Origin of the sequence: Pedococcus sp. 2YAF34, from assembly GCF_052114585.1 — a bacterium.
Taxonomy (GTDB): Bacteria; Actinomycetota; Actinomycetes; order Actinomycetales; family Dermatophilaceae; genus Pedococcus.
Genome location: NZ_JBFRFA010000008.1, coordinates 26,019 through 50,486, shown reverse-complemented (window position 1 = coordinate 50,486; position 24,468 = coordinate 26,019). Strand labels below are relative to the sequence as shown.

Annotated in this window: 21 protein-coding genes; 14 read left to right on the top strand and 7 right to left on the bottom strand. The window is 72.0% G+C overall.

Translation table 11 applies throughout. The features are described 5' to 3' along the window. Nucleotides 1-51: 51 nt before the first annotated feature. The 12 genes from AB4Z02_RS06530 to AB4Z02_RS06475 all read left to right on the top strand — a co-directional run bounded on the left by AB4Z02_RS06530 (nt 52) and on the right by AB4Z02_RS06475 (nt 13,209). The gene (locus AB4Z02_RS06530) at nt 52-549 is read left to right on the top strand and encodes a GbsR/MarR family transcriptional regulator (RefSeq protein WP_056882479.1); all 498 of its coding nucleotides are present in this window, start codon (nt 52-54) and stop codon (nt 547-549) included. A gap of 76 nt (nt 550-625) precedes the next feature. After that, the gene (locus AB4Z02_RS06525) at nt 626-2,221 is read left to right on the top strand and encodes an acyl-CoA mutase large subunit family protein (RefSeq protein WP_056882480.1); all 1,596 of its coding nucleotides are present in this window, start codon (nt 626-628) and stop codon (nt 2,219-2,221) included. A gap of 57 nt (nt 2,222-2,278) precedes the next feature. Next, nucleotides 2,279-3,496, top strand: a complete 1,218-nt coding sequence (locus AB4Z02_RS06520) for an amidohydrolase (protein ID WP_056882481.1) — start codon at nt 2,279-2,281, stop codon at nt 3,494-3,496. Between the two features lie 124 nt (nt 3,497-3,620). Continuing rightward, nucleotides 3,621-4,673, top strand: a complete 1,053-nt coding sequence (locus AB4Z02_RS06515) for a BMP family lipoprotein (protein WP_235531322.1) — start codon at nt 3,621-3,623, stop codon at nt 4,671-4,673. 69 nt (nt 4,674-4,742) lie between these two features. Beyond that, entirely contained in the window at nt 4,743-6,407 is a 1,665-nt protein-coding gene (locus AB4Z02_RS06510) for an ABC transporter ATP-binding protein (protein WP_235531323.1), read from the top strand. Further along, nucleotides 6,404-7,522, top strand: coding sequence for an ABC transporter permease (locus AB4Z02_RS06505; RefSeq protein ID WP_056882483.1), 1,119 nt, complete (start codon nt 6,404-6,406; stop codon nt 7,520-7,522). The genes AB4Z02_RS06510 and AB4Z02_RS06505 overlap by 4 nt, the downstream gene beginning before the upstream one ends. Continuing rightward, nucleotides 7,519-8,787, top strand: a complete 1,269-nt coding sequence (locus tag AB4Z02_RS06500) for an ABC transporter permease (protein WP_441970078.1) — start codon at nt 7,519-7,521, stop codon at nt 8,785-8,787. Before AB4Z02_RS06505 ends, AB4Z02_RS06500 begins: the two co-directional genes overlap by 4 nt. Continuing rightward, on the top strand, nt 8,787-9,239 hold the full coding sequence (locus tag AB4Z02_RS06495; protein WP_082590051.1) for a cytidine deaminase: 453 nt from the start codon (nt 8,787-8,789) through the stop codon (nt 9,237-9,239). Before AB4Z02_RS06500 ends, AB4Z02_RS06495 begins: the two co-directional genes overlap by 1 nt. A gap of 143 nt (nt 9,240-9,382) precedes the next feature. Beyond that, nucleotides 9,383-10,237 (top strand): DUF559 domain-containing protein, encoded by an 855-nt coding sequence (locus AB4Z02_RS06490; protein WP_441970077.1) that lies wholly within the window; start codon nt 9,383-9,385, stop codon nt 10,235-10,237. 123 nt (nt 10,238-10,360) lie between these two features. Beyond that, nucleotides 10,361-11,650 carry a thymidine phosphorylase gene (locus tag AB4Z02_RS06485; RefSeq protein WP_441970076.1) on the top strand — a complete coding sequence of 430 codons (1,290 nt, stop codon included), beginning with the start codon at nt 10,361-10,363 and terminating at the stop codon, nt 11,648-11,650. Nucleotides 11,651-11,659: 9 nt separating this feature from the next. Beyond that, nucleotides 11,660-12,022, top strand: a complete 363-nt coding sequence (locus tag AB4Z02_RS06480) for a cupin domain-containing protein (RefSeq protein ID WP_056882487.1) — start codon at nt 11,660-11,662, stop codon at nt 12,020-12,022. Next, nucleotides 12,019-13,209 (top strand): adenosine deaminase, encoded by a 1,191-nt coding sequence (locus tag AB4Z02_RS06475; RefSeq protein ID WP_441970075.1) that lies wholly within the window; start codon nt 12,019-12,021, stop codon nt 13,207-13,209. Before AB4Z02_RS06480 ends, AB4Z02_RS06475 begins: the two co-directional genes overlap by 4 nt. Nucleotides 13,210-13,212: 3 nt before the next feature. Here AB4Z02_RS06475 and AB4Z02_RS06470 read toward each other — a convergent pair whose 3' ends face one another. The 6 genes from AB4Z02_RS06470 to AB4Z02_RS06445 are packed head-to-tail and all read right to left on the bottom strand — an operon-like array spanning nt 13,213 to nt 19,910. Beyond that, nucleotides 13,213-13,839, bottom strand: a complete 627-nt coding sequence (locus AB4Z02_RS06470) for a uridine kinase family protein (protein WP_441970074.1) — start codon at nt 13,837-13,839, stop codon at nt 13,213-13,215. A gap of 3 nt (nt 13,840-13,842) precedes the next feature. Next, entirely contained in the window at nt 13,843-14,757 is a 915-nt protein-coding gene (locus AB4Z02_RS06465) for an aldehyde dehydrogenase family protein (protein WP_056882726.1), read from the bottom strand. Between the two features lie 8 nt (nt 14,758-14,765). Then, complete coding sequence (locus AB4Z02_RS06460; RefSeq protein ID WP_056882490.1) at nt 14,766-16,214, bottom strand: aldehyde dehydrogenase family protein; 1,449 nt, start codon at nt 16,212-16,214, stop codon at nt 14,766-14,768. A 27-nt stretch (nt 16,215-16,241) separates the two neighbouring features. Next, entirely contained in the window at nt 16,242-17,258 is a 1,017-nt protein-coding gene (gene deoC / locus AB4Z02_RS06455) for a deoxyribose-phosphate aldolase (protein ID WP_441970073.1), read from the bottom strand. Nucleotides 17,259-17,277: 19 nt separating this feature from the next. Next, nucleotides 17,278-19,020, bottom strand: a complete 1,743-nt coding sequence (locus AB4Z02_RS06450) for a phospho-sugar mutase (protein WP_441970072.1) — start codon at nt 19,018-19,020, stop codon at nt 17,278-17,280. A gap of 14 nt (nt 19,021-19,034) precedes the next feature. Beyond that, a complete protein-coding gene (locus AB4Z02_RS06445) occupies nt 19,035-19,910 on the bottom strand; it encodes a purine-nucleoside phosphorylase (protein ID WP_441970071.1) in 876 nt (291 codons plus the stop codon). Nucleotides 19,911-20,007: 97 nt separating this feature from the next. Here AB4Z02_RS06445 and AB4Z02_RS06440 point away from each other — a divergent pair, with 97 nt between their 5' ends. Next, complete coding sequence (locus tag AB4Z02_RS06440) at nt 20,008-21,414, top strand: NAD(P)H-quinone dehydrogenase (RefSeq protein ID WP_056882491.1); 1,407 nt, start codon at nt 20,008-20,010, stop codon at nt 21,412-21,414. A 102-nt stretch (nt 21,415-21,516) separates the two neighbouring features. Continuing rightward, nucleotides 21,517-22,383 (top strand): Rv0909 family putative TA system antitoxin, encoded by an 867-nt coding sequence (locus AB4Z02_RS06435; RefSeq protein WP_441970070.1) that lies wholly within the window; start codon nt 21,517-21,519, stop codon nt 22,381-22,383. Nucleotides 22,384-22,508: 125 nt separating this feature from the next. On the opposite strand, the gene AB4Z02_RS06430 is transcribed toward AB4Z02_RS06435, so the two are convergent. After that, nucleotides 22,509-24,314, bottom strand: coding sequence for an acetyl/propionyl/methylcrotonyl-CoA carboxylase subunit alpha (locus AB4Z02_RS06430; RefSeq protein WP_441970069.1), 1,806 nt, complete (start codon nt 24,312-24,314; stop codon nt 22,509-22,511). Between the last annotated feature and the right edge of the window lie 154 nt (nt 24,315-24,468).

Sequence of the window (24,468 nt, the reverse complement as noted above, 5' to 3'; positions counted from 1 at the left end):
CTCGAGTGTACGCAGTCTTCAGAAGATTCTGAATGGTCTAAAGTAATCGTCATGGTGAGCGCGCGGCAGCCGGAGGACGAGAGCCGCACCGGGCGGGAGCGGTTCGTGGAGCGGTTCGGCTCCGAGCTCACCGCAGCCGGTATGCAGCGGCTCCCCTCGCGCGTGTTCGCCTGCCTGCTCGCCGACGAGGACGGACGCATGACCGCGGCCGAGATCGGGGAGGCGCTCGCGGTGAGCCCGGCCTCGGTCTCCGGAGCGGTGCGCGCGCTGCAGCAGATGCGGATGATCCACCGGGAGCGCGAGCCCGGCAGCCGTCGCGACGTCTACGTCGTGGCCGACGACGCCTGGCACGACGTGATGATGAGCTCCTCGTCCACCTACGCGCCGCTGACGCAGACCCTGCGCGAGGGGGTCGAGCAGGTCGGGGGAGCCGGGTCGGGCGCCGGTGCGCGGCTGGCGTTGAGCGTGGCGTTCCTCGAGTTCGTCACCGAGGAGATGCAGCAGCTCTCGGAGCGGTGGGACCGGCGTCGCGCGGAGCTCGGCCACTGACCGCGTGACCCACCCCACGGTGAGGTCGGCCACGCACGGTGCTCGCGCGGCGTACCGGCTCACTATCGTGGCCCCCATGCCCGCTGACGTCCCCGAAGCACGCTCCGAGTCCGACCTCCCGATCAAGGCCGTTTACGGCGCGGACGACCTCCGGGGCTTCGACCCGGCCGAGCAGCTCGGCGCCCCGGGACAGTACCCGTACACCCGCGGCGTCTACCCGAACATGTACACCGGGCGCCCGTGGACGATGCGCCAGTACGCCGGGTTCGGCACCGCCAAGGAGAGCAACGAGCGCTACCACGAGCTCGTCGCCAACGGCACCGGCGGACTGTCCGTCGCCTTCGACCTGCCGACCCAGATGGGCTACGACTCCGACGAGGCCATCGCCAGCGGCGAGGTCGGCAAGGTCGGTGTCGCGATTGACTCCATCGACGACATGCGGACGCTGTTCGGCGGCCTGCCGCTCGGCGAGCTGTCGACCTCGATGACGATCAACGCCCCGGCCTCCACGCTGCTGCTCATGTACCAGCTCGTCGCCGAGGAGAACGGCGCCGACCCGGCCGCGCTCGCCGGCACGATCCAGAACGACGTGCTCAAGGAGTACATCGCCCGCGGCACCTACATCTACCCGCCGAAGGAGTCGCTGCGGCTCATCAGCGACATCTTCGCCTACTGCGCCAAGGAGATGCCGCGCTGGAATACCATCTCCATCAGCGGCTACCACATGGCAGAGGCCGGAGCGACGCCCGCGCAGGAGATCGCCTTCACCCTCGCCAACGCGAAGGAGTACGTGCGCGCCGCCCTCGCTGCAGGGCTCGACGTCGACGACTTCGCGCCGCGGCTGTCCTTCTTCTTCGTCGCGCGGACGACCCTGCTCGAGGAGGTCGCGAAGTTCCGGGCGGCCCGGCGCATCTGGGCCCGGATCATGCGCGAGGAGTTCGGCGCGAAGAACCCCAAGAGCGAGATGCTGCGGTTCCACACCCAGACCGCCGGGGTCCAGCTCACCGCCCAGCAGCCCGAGGTCAACCTCGTGCGAGTCGCGCTCCAGGGGCTCGGCGCCGTCCTCGGCGGCACCCAGTCGCTGCACACCAACTCCTTCGACGAGGCCATCGCGCTGCCGACCCAGAAGGCCGCCCGCCTCGCCCTGCGCACCCAGCAGGTCATCGCCTACGAGACGGATGTGACCAAGACCGTCGACCCGTTCGCCGGCTCCTACGTCGTCGAGTCGATGACCGACGACGTCGAGGCAGCCGCGCTCGAGCTCATCCAGGCCGTCGAGGACCGCGGGGGAGCGGTCGCCGCGATCGAGCAGGGGTTCCAGAAGTCCGAGATCGAGCGCTCCGCCTACCGCATCGCCCTCGAGATCGACAGCAAGGAGCGCACCGTCGTGGGCCTCAACCGGTTCGCCCTCGACGAGGAGGAGCCCTACGAGCCCCTGCGCGTCGACCCCCAGATCGAGCACGACCAGCGCGAGCGCCTCGCCGCGCTCCGGGCCGAGCGCGACAACGAGGCCGTGGAGCGCGCCCTCGAGGCGGTCCGTGAGGCGGCGCGCGGCACCGACAACGTGCTCTACGCGATGAAGGAGGCCCTGCGCCTGCGCGCCACGGGCGGCGAGATCAGCCACGCGCTGCGCGACGTCTGGGGCCTCTACGTCCCGCGCGAGACCTTCTGACGCCGGGCGGCGACCGGCGGGGTCGGACGGGGGCGCGCGAGTAGAGTGCGCCGTGACATGAGCGACCACCTGCTGCTTTCCGACCTCGGCCTCACCATCGACGCCCTCGCCCCCGAGCTCCAGGACCTGCAGCGGGACCTGCACGCCCACCCCGAGCTGTCCCGCGGCGAGGTCCGGACCACCGCGCTCGTCGACGCGAGGCTGCAGGCGGCCGGGATCCGCACCCAGCGCCTGCCGGTGACCGGGCTCGTCGCCGACCTCGGTGCGGAGCAGCCCGCCTACCGCGTCGCCCTGCGCGCCGACCTCGACGCCCTGCCCGTCGGCGAGCGCACCGGGCTCGCCTGGGCCTCGACGACCGAGGGCATCTGCCACGCCTGCGGCCACGACGTGCACGTCAGTGCCGCGGTCGGTGCGGCGCTGGCCCTCAAGGCCCACGAGGACCGGCTGCGCGAGCGCGGCGTCGCGGTGCGGCTGCTGTTCCAGCCCGCGGAGGAGGTCATCCCGGGTGGGGCCGTGGAGCTCGTCGCCGCGGGCGCCCTCGACGGTGTCGACGCCGTCTTCGCGGTCCACTGCGACCCCAGCCTCGACGTGGGCAGCGTCGGCCTCCGCGACGGCGCCATCACCGCGGCGGCCGACCGGGTCGTGGTCCACCTGAGCGGGCGCGGCGGCCACACCAGCCGCCCCCACCTGACCGAGGACCTCACCTTCGCGCTCGCCAAGGTCGTCACCGAGCTCCCCGCCGTCCTGTCCCGACGCCTCGACCCGCGGACGGCCTTCGCGCTGGTCTGGGGAGAGGTGCACGCGGGCCAGGCAGCCAACGTCATCCCCTCCAGCGGCACCGCCTCCGGCACGCTGCGCATGCTCGACGCCACCGCGTGGAGCACCGTGGGCCCCCTGCTCGCCGAGGCGGTCGACCACGTTGTGGCGCCGTACGCGGTCACGGCCGTCCTCGAGCACATCCAGGGCGTGCCCCCGGTGGTCAACGACGCGGAGGCGATCGAGGTCCTGCGCCACGCGGCGGAGGGTATGGGGCTCAGCCCCGTGGGGACGCCACAGTCGCTCGGGGGCGAGGACTTCGCCTGGTACCTGCGCGAGGTGCCCGGTGCGATGGCCCGGCTCGGGACCCGCAGCCCCGGCGGGCACACCTACGACCTGCACCAGGGTGACCTCGTCGTCGACGAGGGCTCGGTCGTCCAGGGCGCCCGGCTGCTGGCCGGTGCGGTGGTGGCCGGAGTGGTCAAAGCCGTGGCAGAACGGACAGTCGCGGATCGGTAACGGTTTGCAAGATGTGTGACCGAAGGCCCTAAATCCGCGCAGTTCTTGCGGCTATCCTCACGCCCTAGTGGCGCAGCACTGCGCCTCGCAGACCAAAGAACAGGAGACAGCCTTGCGTCACACGATGAAGGTTGCAGCGGTCGTGTCGGTGGCAGCACTGACGCTCGCCGCGTGCGGTGACTCGGGCTCGGACAAGCCCAGCTCCAGCGGCTCGAGCTCCAGCTCGAGCTCGAGCAAGAAGAGCGACATCAAGGTCGGCATGGCCTACGACGTGGGTGGACGCGGTGACCAGTCGTTCAACGACTCCGCCGCCGCCGGCCTCGACAAGGCGAAGTCCGAGCTGGGCGTGCAGATCAAGGAAGCCGCAGCCGTCAACGGCGAGAACGAGGCCGCTCGCGAGGAGCGCCTCCAGCAGCTGATCGACGCGGGCTACACCCACGTCGTCGCGGTGGGCTTCGCCTACGCCGCCTCCGTGGGCAAGGCCGCCAAGGACAACCCCGACGTCCACTTCGCGATCGTCGACGACGCGTCCCCCGACTCCAAGGGCGCCAACGTCGACCAGATCACCTTCGCCGAGAACGAGGGCTCCTTCCTCGTCGGTGCAGCTGCCGCGCTGAAGTCCAAGGCGGGCCACATCGGCTTCGTCGGTGGCGTCAACGTGCCGCTCATCAAGAAGTTCGAGGCCGGCTACATCGCGGGCGCCAAGGCCGTCAACCCCAACATCAAGGTCGACAGCCAGTACCTCACCCAGCCGCCGGACTTCGGTGGCTTCGGTGACCCGGCCAAGGGCAAGACCGCGGCCGAGGGCATGTACCAGGGCGGGGCGGACATCGTCTACCACGCTGCTGGTGGCTCCGGCGGCGGCGTCTTCACGGCGGCCAAGGCGGCCGGCAAGCTCGCCATCGGTGTCGACTCCGACCAGGCGCTCACGGCGCCCGCGGACGTCCGCCCCGTCATCATGACCTCGATGATCAAGAAGGTCGACGTCGCGGTCTACGACTTCATCAAGTCGGCTGCGGACGGCAAGGAGCTGACGGGCAACAACGTCTACGACCTCAAGGCCGGCGGCGTGGACTACGCCACCACCGGTGGCCAGGTCGACGACATCAAGACCAAGCTCGACGACTACAAGCAGCAGATCATCGACGGCAAGATCAAGGTGCCCACCACCCCCTGATCAACCCCGATCAACCACATGGTGGTCGTTCACGGCCCGGGCGGCGCGGTAGCGTCTGACCCGGGCCGTGTGCGTCTGCCGCACCACGGCCCAGCCGTCCCCGACCCGCGCGCCCGGTATGCCCGCCCATGCGCCGAACCGCCCGCACCGACGCGGGCCCGGACCAGGAGTGTCGCCATCACTGCCTCCCCACCGCTGACGCAGACCACCGCCTCGGGAACCCCGGCCGTCGAGCTCGAGGGCATCACCAAGCGCTTCCCCGGCGTGGTCGCCAACAAGGACGTCACCTTCTCGGTGCGCCGGGGGACCGTCCACGCGATCGTCGGGGAGAACGGCGCCGGCAAGTCGACCCTCATGAAGATCCTGTACGGCGTGCAGCGCCCCGACGAGGGGACGATCAAGGTCGACGGCAACGTCGTCAACCTGCACTCGCCGTCGGACGCCATCGCCGCCGGCATCGGCATGGTGTTCCAGCACTTCATGCTCGCCGACAACTTCTCCGTCCTCGAGAACGTCGTCCTCGGCGCCGAGAAGCTCCACGGCATCGGTGACGCCGCCCGCCACGAGATCCAGCGGATCTCCGACACCTACAAGCTCGGCATCGACCCCGACGCCCTCGTGGGCGACCTGGGCGTGGGCGCGCGCCAGCGCATCGAGATCCTCAAGGTCCTCTACCGCGGCGCCAGGACCCTCATCCTCGACGAGCCCACCGCAGTCCTCGTGCCGCAGGAGGTCGACGAGCTGTTCGGCCAGCTCGCGGACCTCAAGGACGAGGGCGTGACCGTCCTGTTCATCTCCCACAAGCTCGACGAGGTCCTCAAGGTCGCCGACTCGATCACCGTCATCCGGCGCGGCACCACGATCGACACGGTCGACCCGTCCACCGTCAACGCCCGGCAGCTCGCCGAGCTCATGGTCGGGTCCGAGCTGCCCTCGCCCACCACCGAGGAGTCCACGGTCACCGACCGTGTCCTGCTGCGCGTCGAGGACCTCGTCCTCGGCGGGGGAGGAGGCGGCCGGCCGGTCCTCGACGGCATCTCCCTGACCATCCACGCCGGGGAGGTGCTCGGCATCGCCGGCGTCGAGGGCAACGGCCAGGCCGAGCTCGTCGAGGTCATCATGGGGATGCGTGAGCCCACCTCGGGGCGCGTGTTCCTCGGCGACCGCGACATCTCCGACTGGGGCACCCGCGACATCCGCGAGGCCGGCGTCGGCTACATCCCCGAGGACCGGCACCGCCACGGCCTGCTGCTCGAGGCGCCGCTGTGGGAGAACCGCATCCTCGGCCACCAGACCGAGAAGCCCAACGTCAAGGGCCAGCTCATCGACGCCGCCTCGGCCAAGGCCGACACGGAGCGGATCGTCAAGGAGTACGACGTCCGCACCCCGTCGATCTTCGTCACCGCCGGATCGCTGTCCGGTGGCAACCAGCAGAAGCTCATCATCGGGCGCGAGATGAGCCACTCGCCGAAGGTGCTCGTCGCGGCCCACCCGACGCGTGGCGTCGACGTCGGCGCCCAGGCCTCGATCTGGGACCACATCCGTGCAGCCCGGCGGGAGGGACTCGCGGTGCTGTTGATCTCGGCCGACCTCGAGGAGCTCATCGGCCTGTCCGACACCATCCGCGTCATCCTGCGCGGCCAGCTGTCCGGCGACTTCGACCCCGACCAGGTGACCGCCGAGGACCTCGGCGCCGCCATGACGGGCGCCGGCGAGAAGGAGCAGACCCGATGAACCGCCTCAGCCCGCGCCGGATCGGCCTCGCCCTGGCGGCCCCGGTGCTCGCCCTCCTGGTGGCGTTCGTCATCACCTCGTTGGTGCTCACCCTGTTCGGTGACCCGGTCCTGGAGGTGTGGAAGACGATCCTGCACGTCCCGAAGCCGCGCCAGACGGTGCAGATCGTCAACGCCGCGACGGTGTTCTACCTGTCGGCGGTCGCGGTGGCGGTCGGCTTCCGGATGAACCTGTTCAACATCGGCGTCGACGGCCAGTACCGCGTCGGCGTCTTTGCCGCCGCCGTGTTCGCGGGCCAGGCCTGGCTGCCGGGCGTGTTCAACGTGCTCGTCGCCATCGTCGTCGCGATGGTGGCGGCCGGCCTCTGGGCCGGCATCGCGGCATACCTCAAGGTGAGGCGCGGCGTCTCCGAGGTGATCTCGACGATCATGCTCAACGCCATCGCCACCGGTGTCGTGAGCTGGTTGTTCGCGAAGGTCGCCCAACGTTCCGAGGGCAGCAACATCACCGAGACCAAGACCATCCCCGAGTCCTCGCAGCTCGAGGGCCTCAAGCTGATCCCCGGCGCCACCAACCGCGTGTTCACGCTCGTGGTGCTCGCCGTCATCGTGGGGGTGCTCTACTGGTTCGTGCTGGGCAAGACGCGGTTCGGGTTCGACCTGCGCGCCACCGGCCGCTCCGAGACCGCAGCCGTGGCCAGCGGCGTCAACGTGCCCCGGATGGTGATGACCGCGATGGTCGCGTCCGGGGCGCTGGCGGGGCTCGTGGGCATGCCGCAGCTGTTCGGCCAGGACCACAACTACGGCACCACGATCCAGTCGGGGCTCGGCTTCGCCGGCATCGGCATCGCCCTGCTCGGGCGCAACAACCCGATCGGCATCGCCGTCGCCTCGCTGCTCTGGGCCTTCCTGGACATCCAGTCCAACGCCCTGCAGATCGGCGTCGGCGTGGCCCAGGAGATCGTCTTCATCATCCAGGGCGTGATCCTCTTCGCGGTCGTCATCGCCTACGAGCTGATCCGGCGCACCGACATCAGGCTCGAGCAGCAGCGGGTGGCCCGGGAGCTGGCCGCCCAGCGACACTCGACCGCCGCCACGGAAGGAGCCCCGGCATGAGCGCCGCCGGACTCGAGATCGGCACCACGACCGTGACCGACCGGCCGCGCACGCGGCGACGCCTGGGCCTGCGCGAGTGGGCCGTCGTCGCCGTCGGTGCGGTGGCCGTCATCGCCATCCTGCGCGTCGTCAGCGGCGCCAGCGACATCGCCTCCTCGGGCGCCCTCGCCGCCGCGATCGGGCTCGCGGTGCCGATCGGCCTCGCCGGCCTCGGCGGCCTGTGGTCCGAGCGCGCGGGCGTGGTCAACATCGGGCTCGAGGGCATGATGATCCTCGGCACCTGGGGGGCGGGCTTCTGCGGCTACCAGTGGGGCCCGTGGGCGGGTGTCGTCGGCGCGATCGTGATGGGCATGCTCGGTGGCCTGATCCACGCGGTGGCCACGGTGACGTTCGGCGTCGACCACATCGTCTCGGGTGTCGCCATCAACATCATCGGCCTCGGCATCGCCAAGTACCTCTCGGTGCGGTTCTTCACCGGCAAGCCCGGTGGCGGCCCCACCCAGTCGCCGACCATCGACCCGCTGCCCGACTTCACCCTGCCCGGCGTCTCCGACGGCCTCGGCACCCTGGAGCGCAAGCACTGGTTCTTCGTCAGCGACCTCGCCGCGATCGTGCGCGCCGTCTGCACCAACCTGTCGGTGCTGACGGTCATCGCCGTGCTGCTGTTCGTCGGCACGTGGTGGGTGCTGTGGCGCACGTCGTTCGGCCTGCGCCTGCGCTCGGTCGGCGAGTCCCCGGTGGCCGCGGAGTCGCTCGGCGTCCACGTGCTGCGCTACAAGTTCCTCGCCGTGCTCATCTCCGGTGGCCTGGCGGGTCTCGGCGGTGGCTTCCTCGCCATCGTCGCGGCCAACATCTACCGCGACGGCCAGACCGGCGGCCGTGGCTACATCGGCCTCGCCGCCATGATCTTCGGCAACTGGCGACCCGGTGGCCTGCTCGCCGGCGCCGGCCTCTTCGGCTACACCGACGCGGTCCAGCTGCGCGGTGGCGGCAACGTCCACGCCTTCCTCCTGCTGTTCGCGGTGCTGCTCGTGGCGATCGGGATCTGGCAGGTCGTGCGCAACCACCGCACCGTCCAAGGCGTCCTCGCGGTCGTCGTCGGGGTGCTCGTCGGCTGGTGGTACCTCGCCGCCGACGCCGTGCCCGCAGAGCTCACCGGCACGACGCCGTACGTCACCACCCTGCTCGTGCTCGCCTTCGCCTCCCAGCGCCTGCGCATGCCCGCCGCCGACGGGCAGATCTACCGCAAGGGCGAGGGCCACTAGTGGCAGCAGGGGAGGGGCACAGCGCGGAGCAGGACGCGCGCCACACCTCCGAGGTCGACTGGGACGCCCTGCGCGCCCGGGCGGTCGAGGTGATGGGCAAGGCGTACGCGCCGTACTCCCGCTTCCCGGTTGGCGTCGCGGGCATCGTCGACGACGGCCGCGTCGTCGTGGGGTGCAACGTGGAGAACGCCGCCTACGGCGTGGCCCTGTGCGCCGAGTGCGGCATGGTGTCCGAGCTCGTCGCCACCGGCGGCGGGCGCCTCGTCGCGGTGTCCTGCGTCGGCCGCGACGGCGAGCCCCTCATGCCGTGCGGTCGCTGCCGCCAGCTGCTGTGGGAGCACGGTGGGCCCACCTGCCTGCTGCTGACGCCCGAAGGGGTGCTGCCGATGACCGAGGTGCTGCCCCAGGCGTTCGGCCCCGACAACCTCTCGATCGCCGCCCCACCCACCTGACCCCCGGGTCCTGGCGCCGCCCGCCCCGCCCGCGGGCCGAACGCGCCTACAGCGGCACCGGCGGGTCGGTCGCGTCGGGAACGCTGTGCGTATGGGGGTCCTTACCACTGGTCTTCACCCGGTCCGAGGCGCTCGCGGCCGGGTTGACCGACAAGGCCCTGCGCGGCCCTCGCGTGCAGCGGGTCCTGCGCGGCACCTACGTCAGCGCTGGCGTCGAGCTCGATGCCCGCGTGCGAGCGCTGGCCGCCCTGCGCCTCGCCCCTACGGGATCCGTGGCCGCCCGCGCTACGGCCGCGGTCCTGCTCGGTGCCGTCGTGCCCCACGACACGCGCGTGCACCTGCGCATGCCGGCCGGCCAGCTGCGCCTGCCCGGCGTGGACGCGCGCGTGCGAAGGGGGCGACGGCCGCACGCGCTGGTGCGCGGCGTACCGGTCACGACGGCGGAGGACACCTTCGTGGACCTCACCGCGGAGCTCGACCTGGTCGACCTCGTGGTCCTCGGCGACTCCCTGGTACGGCGCGGCCGCACCTCCCCGGAGCGCCTCGTCGCCGTTGCCGCGCGGCTGCGCGGCCGGCACGCGCGCCTTGCTCGCCGGGCGGCGGGTTTCGTCCGGGCCGGGGTGGACTCGCCGATGGAGTCGCGCCTGCGGATGCTGCTCGTGCTCGCCGGGCTGCCGGAGCCGGCGGTCAACCACATCGAGTGCGACGAGTGGGGGCGGTGGTTGCGCCGGTACGACCTGTCGTGGCCGGAGCTGCGAGTCGCCGTGGAGTACGACGGTCGCCAGCACGCGGAGTCGCAGCGGCAGTGGGAGCGGGACGTGGAGCGGCGCGAGGAGCTCGACCTCGACGGCTGGCGCATCGTCGTCGTCCTGTCCAAGGGCGTCTACCGCGAGCCCGAGCGCACCCTGGACCGGGTCGTGGCCGCGTTGCGGGCACGCGGCGTACGGGCGCGTGTCACCAGCGACGAGTGGCGGCTCCATTTCCTCGGCCGCGGCTGAGGGCGAGTTGCGCCGGAAGGTGCAGGAATCGCCCCGCGGGGGCTGGGATCGGGGCGAATTGAGCCGCAAGCAGCAGTTCTCGCCCCGTGCCGGGGACAGGCCCGGATCTGACACGATGAGCGCATGAGTGAGCGCTTCGATGCCGTGGACGTCATCATCACCAAGCGGGGGCGCGGGGAGCTGTCCGACGCCCAGATCGACTGGGTGATCGACGCGTACACCCGTGGTGCGGTCGCCGACGAGCAGATGTCGAGCCTGGCCATGGCGATCCTGCTCAACGGCATGGACCGTCGCGAGATCTCCCGCTGGACCGCGGCCATGATCGCCAGCGGTGAGCGCATGAACTTCTCGTCGCTGTCGCGCCCGACCGCCGACAAGCACTCGACCGGGGGCGTCGGCGACAAGATCACCCTGCCGCTGGCCCCGCTCGTTGCCGCCTGCGGCGTCGCGGTGCCACAGCTGTCTGGCCGCGGCCTCGGCCACACCGGAGGCACGCTCGACAAGCTCGAGTCGGTGCCCGGCTGGCGCGCGGCCCTGAGCAACGACGAGATGATGCGCCAGCTCGAGGACGTCGGCGCGGTCATCTGCGCCGCCGGCGACGGGCTGGCCCCGGCCGACAAGAAGCTCTACGCCCTCCGTGACGTCACCGGCACCGTCGAGGCGATCCCACTCATCGCCTCCTCGATCATGAGCAAGAAGATCGCCGAGGGCACGGGCGCGCTGGTGCTCGACGTGAAGGTCGGCAGCGGCGCGTTCATGAAGACGGTCGAGGACGCCCGCGAGCTCGCCCGCACCATGGTCGACCTGGGCACCGACGCCGGCGTCAACACCGTCGCCCTCCTGACCAACATGCAGGTGCCGCTCGGCCTCACTGCCGGCAACGCCCTCGAGGTGCGCGAGTCGGTCGAGGTGCTCGCCGGTGGTGGGCCCGAGGACGTCGTCGAGCTCACCCTGGCCCTCGCCCGGGAGATGCTGGCCGCAGCCGGACGCGACGACGTCGACCCTGCCGACGCGCTCAAGGACGGGCGGGCCATGGATGCTTGGAAGTCGATGATCCGCGCGCAGGGCGGTGACCCGGACGCCGAGCTGCCGGTGGCCAAGGAGACCCACGAGGTGCTGGTCCCGGCCGACGGGGTGCTGACCGAGCTCGACGCCCTCAAGGTCGGCGTGGCCGCCTGGCGCCTCGGCGCGGGTCGCGCACGCAAGGAGGACCCGGTGCAGGCCGGCGCCGGTGTCGAGATGCACGCCAAGCCCGGCGCCACCGTACGTGCCGGCGAGAAGCTGCTGACCCTGCACACCGACACCCCCGAGCGGTTCGAGCGGGCGCTGGAGTCCCTCGACGGTGCGTTCACCATCGCCCCGGAGGGCAGCCGGCCGGACCTGCTGCCCCTCGTCATCGAGAAGATCTCCTAGGGTGGGGCCGTGCCAGAGCTGATCACGACGCCCACGACCATCCCCGTCCCCGGGGGCAAGGTCATCGACGAGCACGTCGGCCGGGTCAACACCGGTTCCGAGGCGGTCTCCGTCGCCCACATGAAGGCTCCGGCCGACTGGACCGAGCCGTTCCAGACGCCGCAGTTCGACGAGATCACCCTCGTCCTCGCCGGCGCGGTCCTGCTCGACCACGACGGCGGCCGGCTGCGCGTCGAGGCCGGCCAGAGCGTGGTCACCCGGGCGGGGGAGCGGATCCGCTACTCGACCGGGTCCGAAGGTGCCGAGTACGTCGCGGTGTGCCTCCCGGCGTTCTCCCCGGAGACCGTCGGGCGCGAGGAGGAGGACGAATGATCTTCGGCCGCAAGGACAAGAGCGACACCACTTCGACGACCGCGCCCGAGCCGGGGTCGGTCGAGGACCAGATCCTGCGCGCCCCCAAGGCGCTCCTGCACGACCACCTCGACGGTGGGCTGCGTCCGCAGACGATCGTCGAGATCGCCGACGAGGTCAGGTACGGCGGGTTGCCGGCCACCGACGCGGAGAGCCTCGGCACGTGGTTCCGCGAGAGCGCGGACTCGGGCTCCCTGGAGCGCTACCTCGAGACGTTCGACCACACCCTCGCCGTGATGCAGACGGCCGACGGGCTGCGTCGCGTCGCCAAGGAGTGCGTCCTCGACCTGGCAGCCGACGGCGTCGTCTACGCCGAGAGCCGCTACGCCCCCGAGCAGCACCTGCAGGCCGGCCTGGCGCTCGAGGACGTCGTCGAGGCCGTCAACGAGGGTTTCCGCCAGGGCGAGAAGGAGGCGGCTGCCGTCGGCACGCCCATCCGGGTCACCGCCCTGCTGACGGCCATGCGCCACGCCGCCAAGAGCACCGAGATCGCCGAGCTCGCCGTCCGCTACCGCGACCAGGGCGTCGCCGGGTTCGACATCGCCGGGGCGGAGGCTGGCTTCCCTCCCACCCGTCACCTCGACGCGTTCGAGTACCTCCGCCGCGAGAACGCCCACTTCACGATCCACGCCGGTGAGGCGTTCGGGCTGCCGAGCATCTGGGAGGCGATCCAGTGGTGCGGCGCCGACCGGCTCGGCCACGGCGTGCGCATCGTCGACGACATCCTCGTCAACGACCGGCCGTTCGCGGCCGACCCCGCCAAGGCCCTCGCCGCTGACCGCGAGGACATCTACCTCGGCCTGCTCGCTGCCTACGTGCGTGACACCCGTATCCCGCTGGAGATGTGCCCGAGCAGCAACGTCCAGACCGGTGCAGCGGAGTCCGTTGCGCTGCACCCGATCACGCTGCTGAAGCGGCTGCGCTTCCGGGTCACGGTCAACACCGACAACCGCCTCATGAGCGGCACGTCGATGTCGCGGGAGATGGGGCTGCTCGTCGACGAGGCGGGCTGGACCATGGACGACCTTCGCTGGGTCACCATCAACGCCATGAAGTCGGCGTTCATCCCGTTCGACGAGCGCCTCGCCATCATCGACGGCGTGGTCAAGCCCGGCTACGACGCGCTCCTCAAGGCCCCCACCGCCTGAGCCTCAGCGGGCGAGCGACGACAGCAGCGGCTCGAGGTCCTTGGCGCGGGCCGGCGTGGCGCCGAGCGCCTCCTGCCGGGCCACGACGGTGGGCTCGGCGCGCATGAGGGTGAGCCCGCGCCGTACGAGGGTCCACGGCGGCTTGCGCCGCTCCCTCAGGTCACGGGCCAGGCGCCGGACGAACGTGACGAACGGTCGGTGGTGCACGCAGTACGCGGCCGCGAGCAGGCCGCACTCGCGCAGCTCGCCGATGATCTCGGCGGCGAAGATGCCCTCGGCGAGCACGAGGTCGTGGGGGCCGGCCTGGACCGTGGTCGAGGAGACCGCGCGGCTCAGCGAGATGTCGTAGACGGGGGTGCTGACCGACCCGGTGCCGACGAGGGTGGCCAGCGCCTGCACCGCCTGGCTGCGGTTCCACGAGTCCGGGTGGTCCCAGTCGACGATGCCCAGCTCCTCGCTGCGCGGCATGGCCGGGTCGTCCTCGTCGCGGTAGAAGTCGTCGAGCCGTACGATCGGCCAGCCGTGCGCGGCGTGCAGGCGCTCGGCGAGGCGGGACTTGCCCGCACCGCTCGGCCCCGCGAGGACGACCACCCGGGCGGAGGTGTGGTCGCCGGGGTGGTCGGCCGTCAAGGGTCAGCGGCCCTTGGGGTGCCAGACGGTCTTGGTCTCGAGGAACGCCGTGATGCGCGACAGGTCGGGGGTCCGGGTCCAGTCGGGCTCGACCGCCTCGACGCCCTCGCCGGCGGGCCGCAGCACGCGCTTGAGGTTCTCGGCCGCGGCGAGCTCGAGGTCGCCCCAGACCACGCCGTCCGCATCTGCCGCGCCCGCGAGGTCGATGGCGTTGACGTCGCGGTGCGAGGCCACCCACGGGGCCACCTCGGCGGTGCGGCCGGTGATGATGTTGACGACACCACCGGGCACGTCGGACGTCGCCAGGGCCTCGGAGAGCGTGACGGCCGGCAGGGGCCGCAGCTCGCTCGCGAGGACGACGGCGGTGTTGCCGGAGGCGATGACCGGCGCCACGACGGAGATGAGCCCCAGGAGCGAGGAGCGTTGCGGCGCAAGGACGCCCACGACCCCCGTCGGCTCGGGTGCCGAGATGTCGAAGTAGGGGCCGGCGACGGGGTTGAGCCCGCCGAGCACCTGTGCGAGCTTGTCGGTCCACCCTGCGTACCAGACCCACCGGTCGATCGCGGCGTCGACGACCGCCTCGGCCCGGCGCTCGGTCAGGCCCTCGCCCGCGCGCACCTCGGCGACGAACTGGGCGCGGCGGCCCTCCATCACCTCGGCGACGCGGTAGAGCACCTGGCCGCGGTTGTACGCGGTCGCGCCGGCCCACTTCGGGAACGCCGCGCGGGCGGCGACGACGGCGTCACGGGCATCCTTGCGCGAGCCCTGCGAGGCGTTGGCGAGGAACCGCCCACGGCCGTCGACGACCTCGTAGGAGCGCCCGGACTCCGAGCGGGGGAACTTCCCGCCGATGTAGAGCTTGTAGGTCTTGCGCACGTCGACGCGCGCGTCGGTGGCAGTCCGCTGGTTGGTCGGCATCGCGGAGATCACCCGTTGCTTTCGGTCGTGACGTAGGCGGACAGGCCGTGGCGGCCACCCTCGCGGCCGTAGCCCGACTCCTTGTAGCCGCCGAAGGGGCTGGTCGGGTCGAACTTGTTGAAGGTGTTGGCCCAGACCACACCGGCCCGGAGCTGGTCGGCCATCCAGAGGATGCGCGAGCCCTTCTCGGTCCAGACGCCGGCGGAGAGGCCGTACGGCGTGTTGTTGGCCTTGGCGACGGCTTCCTGCGGCGTGCGGAAGGTCAGCACCGACAGGACGGGCCCGAAGATCTCCTCCTGGGCGATGCGGTGCGTCTGGCTGACGCCGGTGAACACCGTCGGGCGGAACCAGAAGCCCTTGGCGGGCAGCTCGCAGCCGTTGTCCCAGCGCTCGGCGCCCTCGGCCTCGCCGGCGTCGGTGAGCTCGGTGATGCGGGACAGCTGGGCCTTGGAGTTGATGGCGCCCACGTCGGTGTTCTTGTCGAGCGGGTCGCCCACGCGGAGCGTCTCGAGGCGGCGCTTGAGGCGGCGCTCGACGTCCGCGGCGATGTTCTCCTGCACGAGCAGGCGCGACCCGGCGCAGCAGACGTGCCCCTGGTTGAAGAAGATGCCGTTGACGATGCCCTCGACGGCCTGGTCGATGGCGGCGTCCTCGAAGATGATGTTGGCCGCCTTGCCACCGAGCTCGAGGGTGGCCTTCTTGCGGGTGCCGGCGATCGAGCGGGCGATCATCTTGCCGACGCCGGTCGACCCGGTGAACGCGAGCTTGTCGATGTCGGGGTGGTCGACGATGGCCTGGCCGGTGGCACCGGCGCCGGTGACGATGTTGACGACACCCGGCGGGAGGTCGGCCTGCTGGACGACGTCCGCGAACAGGAGCGCGGTCAGCGGGGTGGTCTCGGCCGGCTTGAGGACCACGGTGTTGCCGGTGGCCAGGGCCGGGGCGATCTTCCACGCCAGCATGAGCAGCGGGAAGTTCCACGGGATGACCTGGCCGACGACGCCGTGCGCGCGGGGGTTGGTGCCGAGGCCGGCATACTCGAGCTTGTCGGCCCAGCCCGCGTGGTAGAAGAAGTGCGCCGCGGCGAGGGGGACGTCGACGTCGCGGCTCTCCTTGATCGGCTTGCCGTTGTCGAGGGTCTCCAGGACCGCGAACTCCCTCGCACGCTCCTGCAGGATGCGCGCGATACGGAAGAGGTACTTGCCGCGGTCGGCGCCGGACATCCGGCCCCAGGCACCGTTGTAGGCGCGGCGGGCGGCGGCGACGGCGCGATCGACGTCGGCCGCGCTCGCGTCGGTGACCTCGGAGAGGACCTCCTCGGTCGCCGGGTTGACGGTCTTGAACGCGGAGCCGCCCTGGCTCTCGGTGAACTCACCGTTGATGAACAGCCCGTAGGAGGGGGCGAGGTCGACGACCGCCCGCGACTCCGGGGCCGGTGCGTACTCGAACTTGGCCATGTCTTCAGGTCCTCGGATTCGGCGGTGTCAGTAGAGGCTGGGGGAGTCGTCGGTGACGTAGTCGGCACCGGAGTAGGCGCCGATCCGCATCCGCTGACGTTGCAGCAGCAGGTCGTTGAGCAGGCTGGACGCCCCGAACCGGAACCAGAACGGGTCGAGCCAGTCGTCGCCGGCGACCTCGCTCACCGAGACGAGGAACTTGATCGCGTCCTTGCTCGTGCGGATGCCACCGGCGGGCTTGACGCCGACCATCTCGCCGGTGAGGTCGCGCCAGTCGCGGACGGCCTCGAGCATGACCAGCGTCACCGGGAGCGTGGCCGCGGGCGACACCTTGCCGGTCGAGGTCTTGATGAAGTCGCCACCGGCGAGCATCGACAGCCAGGAGGCGCGACGCACGTTGTCGTAGGTCACGAGCTCGCCGGTCTCCATGATGACCTTGAGCCGGGCGCGGGTGCCGTCGGCGCGGGTGCAGGCCTCGGCGACCTGGGCGATCTCCTGGAAGACGCCGAGGTAGTCGCCGGAGAGGAACGCCCCGCGGTCGATGACCATGTCGATCTCGTCGGCGCCGGCCTCGATCGCGTCGCGGGTGTCCGCGAGCTTGACCGGCATCGACGCGCGCCCGGAGGGGAACGCCGTGGCGACGGCCGCGACGTTGACCGGTGCCTGGCCGAGGGCCTCTCGCGCGGTGGCGACCATGTCGCCGTAGACGCAGACCGCGGCCGGGCTCGGGGTGCTCGGGTCGGTGGGGTCGGGGTGCAGCGCCTTGGCGGCGAGCCCGCGGACCTTGCCGGGGGTGTCGGCGCCCTCGAGGGTCGTCAGGTCGATCATCGAGATGGCGGTGTCGATGGCCCAGGCCTTCGACGTCGTCTTGATCGAGCGCGTGCCCAGGGCGGCCGCGCGTCCTTCACAGCCCACCTGGTCGACCCCGGGGAGGCCGTGCAGCCAGCTCGTGAGGGCGGCGTTGGTGAGGCGGGAGACGCCGAGGAGGTCGCGGGCCCGGGCGGTCGCGTCGACCGAGGGTGCGGACGTGCTGGTGGTACTCACCACGGGAGTCTATCGGTGCTCAGACGGTGGTCAGGTCGCTCATCGCGGCCCGTATGCGGCCGAGGCGCTCGGCTGCGGTGGCGCGCGCGGCGGCGAGGGCGTCCGCACCGTCGACGGGCTCGATGACCTCGAGGTAGACCTTGAGCTTGGGCTCGGTGCCCGAAGGCCGCACGATGACCCGAGAGTCGTCCTCGAGGTGGTAGCGCAGGCCGTCGGTGGGCGGAAGCGCGTCGCTGCCGAGGGCCAGGTCGTCGGTGCGGGCCACCGCGAGACCGGCCACCTCGGCGGGCGGCTGCTCACGCAGACGGGCCATGACGGCGTCGATGAGGGACAGGTCGGCGACGCGCACCGAGAACGAGTCGGTGGCGTGCACCCCGTGCTCGACGGCGAGGTCGTCCAGCACGTCGGTGAGCACCCGACCCTGCGCCTTGAGCGTGGCGGCCAGCTCGGCGACCATCAGGCAGGCGCTGACGCCGTCCTTGTCGCGGACGTGGCCGGGGTCGACGCAGTAGCCGAGGGCCTCCTCGTAGCCGTAGCGCAGGCCCTCGACCCGGGCGATCCACTTGAAGCCGGTGAGGGTCTCCTCGTGCCGGATCCCTGCCTTCCTGGCCATCGCGGCCAGCAGCCGCGACGAGACGATGGAGTTGGCGAACACCGCGTCCGGCTCGACGCCGCGGGAGAGGATGTGGTGCCCGAGCAGGGCGCCCACCTCGTCGCCGCGGAGCATCCGCCAGTCGGTGCCGCCGTCGTCAGGCCCACCCTGGACCGTGAAGGGCACGGCGACGGCGCAGCGGTCGGCGTCGGGGTCGTTGGCGAGCACGATGTCGGGCCCGATCTCGCGGGCGAGGTCGAGGGCGGCGTCGATCGCGCCGGGCTCCTCGGGGTTCGGGAACGACACGGTGGGGAAGGCGGCGTCGGGCTGGCGCTGGGTCTCCACGGGGACCGGCGAGGGGAAGCCGGCCCGCTCGAAGACGCGCAGCAGGGTGTCGCTGCCCACCCCGTGGAGCGCGGTGTGGACGACGTCGATGTCGCGCGGGCTGTCCGGGGCGACGACCGACGCGGTGGCGTCGACATAGTCCTCGAGGACGTCGTTGCCGAGGGTCTGCCAGCCGTCGTCGGCCAGGGGGACGTCGGTGACCGCCTGGACGCGGGCGATCTGGCCGGCGATGTCGCTGTCGGAGGGCGGGACGATCTGCGAGCCGTCGCCGAGGTAGACCTTGTAGCCGTTGTCCTGCGGCGGGTTGTGGCTCGCGGTGACCATGACGCCGGCGTCGGCGCCGAGGTGCCGGATCGCGAACGCCAGCACGGGGGTGGGCAGCGGGTGGGGGAGCACGGCCGCGTGGCCGCCGCTGCCGACCGTGACCGCCGCGGTGTCGCGGGCGAAGACGTCGGAGTTGGTGCGGGCGTCGTAGCCGACGACCACGAACGGCTCCGGCTTGCTCTGGCGCAGGTAGGCAGCGAGGCCGGCTGCCGCACGGATGACCACCGAGCGGTTCATCCGGTTGGGCCCCGCCCCGATGGCCCCGCGCAGGCCGGCCGTGCCGAACTCCAGCATCCCCGAGAAGCGGTCCTCGAGGTCCGCGACGGCAGCTGCGTCGCCCTCCTTGGCGCGGGCCAGCACCTGCCCGAGCTCGACCCGCGTCTCGTGGTCCGGGTCGTCGTCGACCCACTCCTGGGCCGCGTCGATGAGCTCTTGCGCTCGGCTGTCCGCGGACCCGCCCTCGCTGCCGTGTCTGGCCTCGTAGCTCGCCTCGTGGGTCATGGGCACTGGTCCTTTCAGAGGGAGGCGACGACGGCGGCGAGGAGGCGGCCGCAACGCCCGGCGGCGGCCTGCCCGGCCTCGATGACCTCGTCGTGGGAGAGCGGCTGGTCGCTGATGCCGGCGGCGAGGTTGGTGACCAGCGAGATGCCGAGCACCTCCATCCCGGCCTGGCGGGCCGCGATGGCCTCCAACGTGGTGGACATGCCCACCAGGTCGCCACCGAGCACCTTGGCCATCCGGACCTCGGCGGGGGTCTCGTAGTGCGGGCCGCGGAACTGGACGTAGACGCCCTCGTCGAGCTCGGGGTCGACGCTGCGGGCGACCTCGCGCAGGCGTGCGGAGTACAGGCCGGTGAGGTCGACGAAGTTCGCGCCCTCGATGGGGGAGCTCGCGGTGAGGTTGATGTGGTCGCTGATCAGCACGGGGGTGCCGGGCGCCCAGGCGGGGTTGAGGCCGCCGCTGCCGTTGGTGAGCACGATGGTCGAGCAGCCTGCAGCCGCGGCCGTGCGCACGGCGTGCACGACCGAGCGGACGCCCTTGCCCTCGTAGAAGTGGGTGCGGGTGCCGTAGACGAGGGCGCGGCGACCGGTGTCGGCGATCGCCACCGACCGCATGGTGCCCGAGTGACCGGCCACGGCTGTCTTGCCGAAGCCGGGCACGTCGGCGTTGTCGATGGTGGCGAGCGTCTCGCCGATGCGGTCGCCGGTCTGGCCCCAGCCGGACCCGAGCACCAGGGCGACGTCGTGGCGCTCGGCGCCGCTGCGCTCGGCGATGACAGCGGCCGCCGCGCGGGCCACCTCGAAGGGGTCGGTCGCGGGGTCCGCCAGGTCGGGGATGGTGCCAGGCGCTCGGGAGGGGGTGCCCGTGGCGGGGCCGGTCTGCTCAGTCACCGGGGCAGACTACCGACGCCCACGGGGTGCGACGTACCGCGACGGCATGAGGCGAGGGGGAGACCGGCCGACGCGGCCGGGATGGTTGGATGGCTGCGTGAATGCGCCTCAGTCCTCGGTGGTCATCCTCGGCGGCGGGCCGGGTGGCTACGAAGCGGCACTGGTCGCCGCCCACCTCGGCGCGGCCGTCACCGTCGTCGACCGCGACGGCCTCGGTGGCGCAGCGGTCCTCACCGACTGCGTGCCCAGCAAGACGCTGATCTCCACGGCCGACTTCATGTCGCAGTTCGAGACCGCCTCCGACCTCGGCGTCCACCTCGAGGACCACGAGGGCGACGAGGTCGCCGACTCCGTGGCGGAGCTGACCGCGGTCAACCGACGCGTGCTCGCCCTCGCCGCGGCGCAGTCGCGCGACATCGGCCGCCGGCTGGCCGCCGACGGCGTCGTGGTGCTCGAGGGCACGGGTCGCCTGTTGTCGCCCTCGCGGGTCGAGGCGACGCTCGCGGACGGCTCGACCCGTGAGCTCGAGGCCGATGTCGTGCTCATCGCCACCGGTGCCACGCCGCGCGTCATGCCCAGCGCCCAGCCCGACGGCGAGCGCATCCTCACCTGGCAGCAGATCTACGCCCTGCCCGAGCTGCCCGAGCACCTCGTCGTCGTGGGATCGGGTGTCACCGGTGCCGAGCTCGCCCAGGCCTACCTCGGCCTCGGGTCGAAGGTCACCCTGGTCTCCTCGCGCGACCGCGTGCTGCCCGGCGAGGACGCCGATGCCGCCACCGTCATCGAGGACGTCTTCCGCAAGCGCGGGATGGAGGTCCTCGGGCGCTCGCGCATGGCCTCGGTGGAGCGGCAGGGCGACGGTGTCGTCGTCCGGCTCGAGGACGGCCGCGAGGTCACCGGCACGCACGCGCTGCTCGCCGTGGGCTCGATACCGCAGACCGGTGGGGTCGGACTCGAGGAGGTCGGCGTCGCGCTGCGCGAGTCCGGCCACGTCACCGTCGACCGGGTCTCGCGCACGTCCGTGCGCGGGGTGTACGCCGCCGGCGACTGCACGGGGGTCCTGCCCCTGGCGTCCGTGGCCGCGATGCAGGGCCGGATCGCGATGGCCCACGCGCTCGGCGACGCGGTCGCGCCGCTCAACCTGCGCGCGGTCTCCGCCAACATCTTCACCGACCCCGAGATCGCCACGGTCGGCTTCTCGCAGAAGGACGTCGACGAGGGCACCATCGACGCGACGTCCGTGATGCTGCCGCTGGCCACCAACCCGCGCGCCAAGATGCAGGGCATCACCGACGGCTTCGTGAAGCTGTTCGCCCGCAAGGGGGTCGGGACCGTCGTCGGTGGAGTCATCGTGGCTCCCCGGGCCTCCGAGCTGATCTACCCTGTCACCCTCGCCGTCCAGCACGGCCTCACCGTCGACCAGCTGGCCGGCACCTTCACCGTGTACCCGTCGCTCAGCGGCTCGGTCGCCGAGGCGGCCCGTCAGCTCCACCCCACCGACTGAGGCGGCCCCGCCCGGGGTGCCGGGGCCGCGCGTGGTCGGTAGCGTGCTGGAGCGGCACGTTCCCCCGTGCCGCCCGACGACACCGACCCGAGAGGCAGTGCCATGGCCGGCGGATGGATGGACAAGTTCAAGGACTACGTCAAGGGCAACCCCGAGCAGGCGGGGTCTGCCATCGAGAAGGTCGAGGACCTCATCGACCAGCGCACGGGCGGGAAGTACGCCGACAAGGTCGACAAGGGGGGCGACGTGCTGCGCGACAAGCTGGGCCTCCCGCCGCAGGCCGACCAGCCCGCGGACCAGCCGGGTGCCCAGCCCGGTACGCCGCCCGCTACCCAGCCCGGTACGCCGCCCGCTACGCCTGCCGGTCCTGGACCGGTCGAGCAGTCGGGTCAGGCGCCCTCGGTGGACAGCCCGGCAGGGTCGCCCGCCGAGCACGAGCCCACCTCGACGCCGACGGGCCAGGTCTCCGAGGAACAGGTGATGCCCGCGCCGCCGACTCCCGACGCAGTGCCCGGCACCGTGCCGGAGCCCGGGCCCTCACCGGTGCCCGAGCCGGGGCCGTCGCCCATCACTGAGCCCGGTCCGGCGCCCGTCCCCGAGCCGAGCCCGTCCCCGATCCCCGAGCCCGCGCCGGAGCCGGCGCCGTCACCGGACGGGCCGACCTCCAGCGGCGACCGGGACGCCGGGAGCACCCAGCCGGTGGAGGGCTCGGTGCCGGTCCCGGAGCCGGACACCAACGACCCGCAGGAGCCGGGGTCGCTCGAGGAGGGGGCGCTCGTCCCGGGCGACGCCGACCGGGTGGGCCAGCCCGGGGGCCCGATGGACCCTGCGGGGGTCGAGCCGACCCAGCCGTCGCAGCACCGGGACGGGCTGCCCCAGGGTGGCACGACGCAGCAGGGCGAGCCGCAGACCGGCGACGCGGTGCCCGGTGGCAAGCAGCCTGACGACGGCGGTCCCGGCCGGGGCTGACCGACCGGTGCGCGCCGTACCCGCACGACGAAGGCACGACGAAGGCTGCACGACGAAGGCCCGGTCCCCTCGGGGGCCGGGCCTTCGTGCTGCGTGGGCGGAGCCTTGTGCGCCCCGTCAGTCCGTCAGTCCTTGATCTCGGCGATGACGGCGCCGTTGGTGACCGTCTGGCCGACCTCGGCGGCGAGCCCGGTGACGGTGCCGGCCTTGTGGGCATTGATGGGCTGCTCCATCTTCATCGCCTCGAGCACGACGACCAGCTCGCCCTCGGCGACCTGCTGGCCCTCCTCGACGGCGATCTTGACGATGGTGCCCTGCATGGGCGCGGTGAGGGAGTCGCCGGACGCCGCGGCGCCGGCCTTGGAGCCGCCCGAACGGCGCGGAGCCTTCTTCTTCGCCGTCGAACCGCCACCGCCGAAGGAGAGACCGCCGGGCAGGACGACCTCGAGGCGCTTGCCACCCACCTCGACGACGACGCTCTGCCGCTCCCCGGACTCCTCGGGCAGCTCGGGAGCCGTGCCCGACCACGCCGGGATCTGGTTGTCGAACTCGGTCTCGATCCAGCGGGTGTGCACGGTGAACGGCTTGTCGCCCTCGGGGGCGAAGGCGGGGTCGGCCACGACGGCACGGTGGAACGGCAGGACCGTCGGCATGCCCTCGACGACGAACTCGGCCAGCGCGCGGCGCGAGCGCTCGAGCGCCTGGTGGCGGTCGCGGCCGGTGATGACGAGCTTGGCGAGCATCGAGTCGAACGCGCCGCCGATGACGTCGCCCTCGACGACACCCGAGTCGAGCCGGACGCCGGGGCCCGACGGCGGCTGGAACGAGGCGACGACACCGGGAGCGGGTAGGAAGTTGCGGCCGGCGTCCTCACCGTTGATGCGGAACTCGATCGAGTGGCCGACGGGGGCGGGGTCGTCGTAGCCGAGGGCCTCACCGTTGGCGATGCGGAACTGCTCGCGCACGAGGTCGATGCCGGTGACCTCCTCGGAGACGCAGTGCTCGACCTGCAGGCGGGTGTTGACCTCGAGGAAGGAGATCCGCCCGTCCTGGGCGACGAGGAACTCGCACGTCCCGGCGCCGGTGTAGCCGGCCTCCGAGAGGATCGCCTTCGACGCGCGGACGAGCTCGGCGTTCTGCTCGTCCGACAGGAACGGCGCGGGCGCCTCCTCGACGAGCTTCTGGTGGCGGCGCTGCAGCGAGCAGTCGCGGGTCGAGACGACGACGACGTTGCCGTGCTGGTCGGCCAGGCACTGGGTCTCGACGTGGCGCGGGCGGTCGAGGTACTGCTCGACGAAGCACTCGCCGCGACCGAAGGCGGCGACCGCCTCGCGCGTCGCCGACTCGAACAGCTCGGGGATCTCCTCGATCGTGCGGGCCACCTTGAGGCCGCGTCCGCCGCCGCCGTATGCCGCCTTGATCGCGACGGGGAGGCCGTGCTCCTTCGCGAACTCGACCACCTCGTCGGCACCCTCGACGGGGTCGGGCGTGCCGGCCACGAGGGGGGCGTTGGCCCGCGACGCGATGTGGCGCGCCTTGACCTTGTCGCCCAGGGAGTCGATGGCCTCGGGGGAGGGGCCGATCCACGTCAGCCCGGCGTCGATGACGGCCTGGGCGAAGGAGGCGTTCTCGGCGAGGAACCCGTAGCCGGGGTGCACGGCGTCGGCGCCGGACTTGCGTGCCACCTCGATGAGCTTCTCCTGCACGAGGTAGGAGTCGCCCGGGGTGGTGCCGCCGAGCGCCCAGGCCTCGTCCGCCACCCGCACGTGCAACGCGTCGCGGTCCGGATCGGCATACACGGCAACCGAACCGAGGCCGCTGTCGGCGCACGCCCGCGCGATGCGCACGGCGATCTCGCCGCGGTTGGCGATGAGGACCTTCGTGATGGGGCGGGGGCTCGGCTTCGTCGTCGAGTCGGGAGAGGGCACCATGCGGCGGAGCCTAGCCCGTTTCCCCGGCGGCACCCCCACCTGCCTGGTGTGGCCTCGGCGACACCCCGTGGGAGGTGGGCCCTAGGGTGAGCGGCATGAGCACGGACGAGCACGCCAGCGGGACCCGGGACGAGCTGACCGGCAGCGCCGTGGA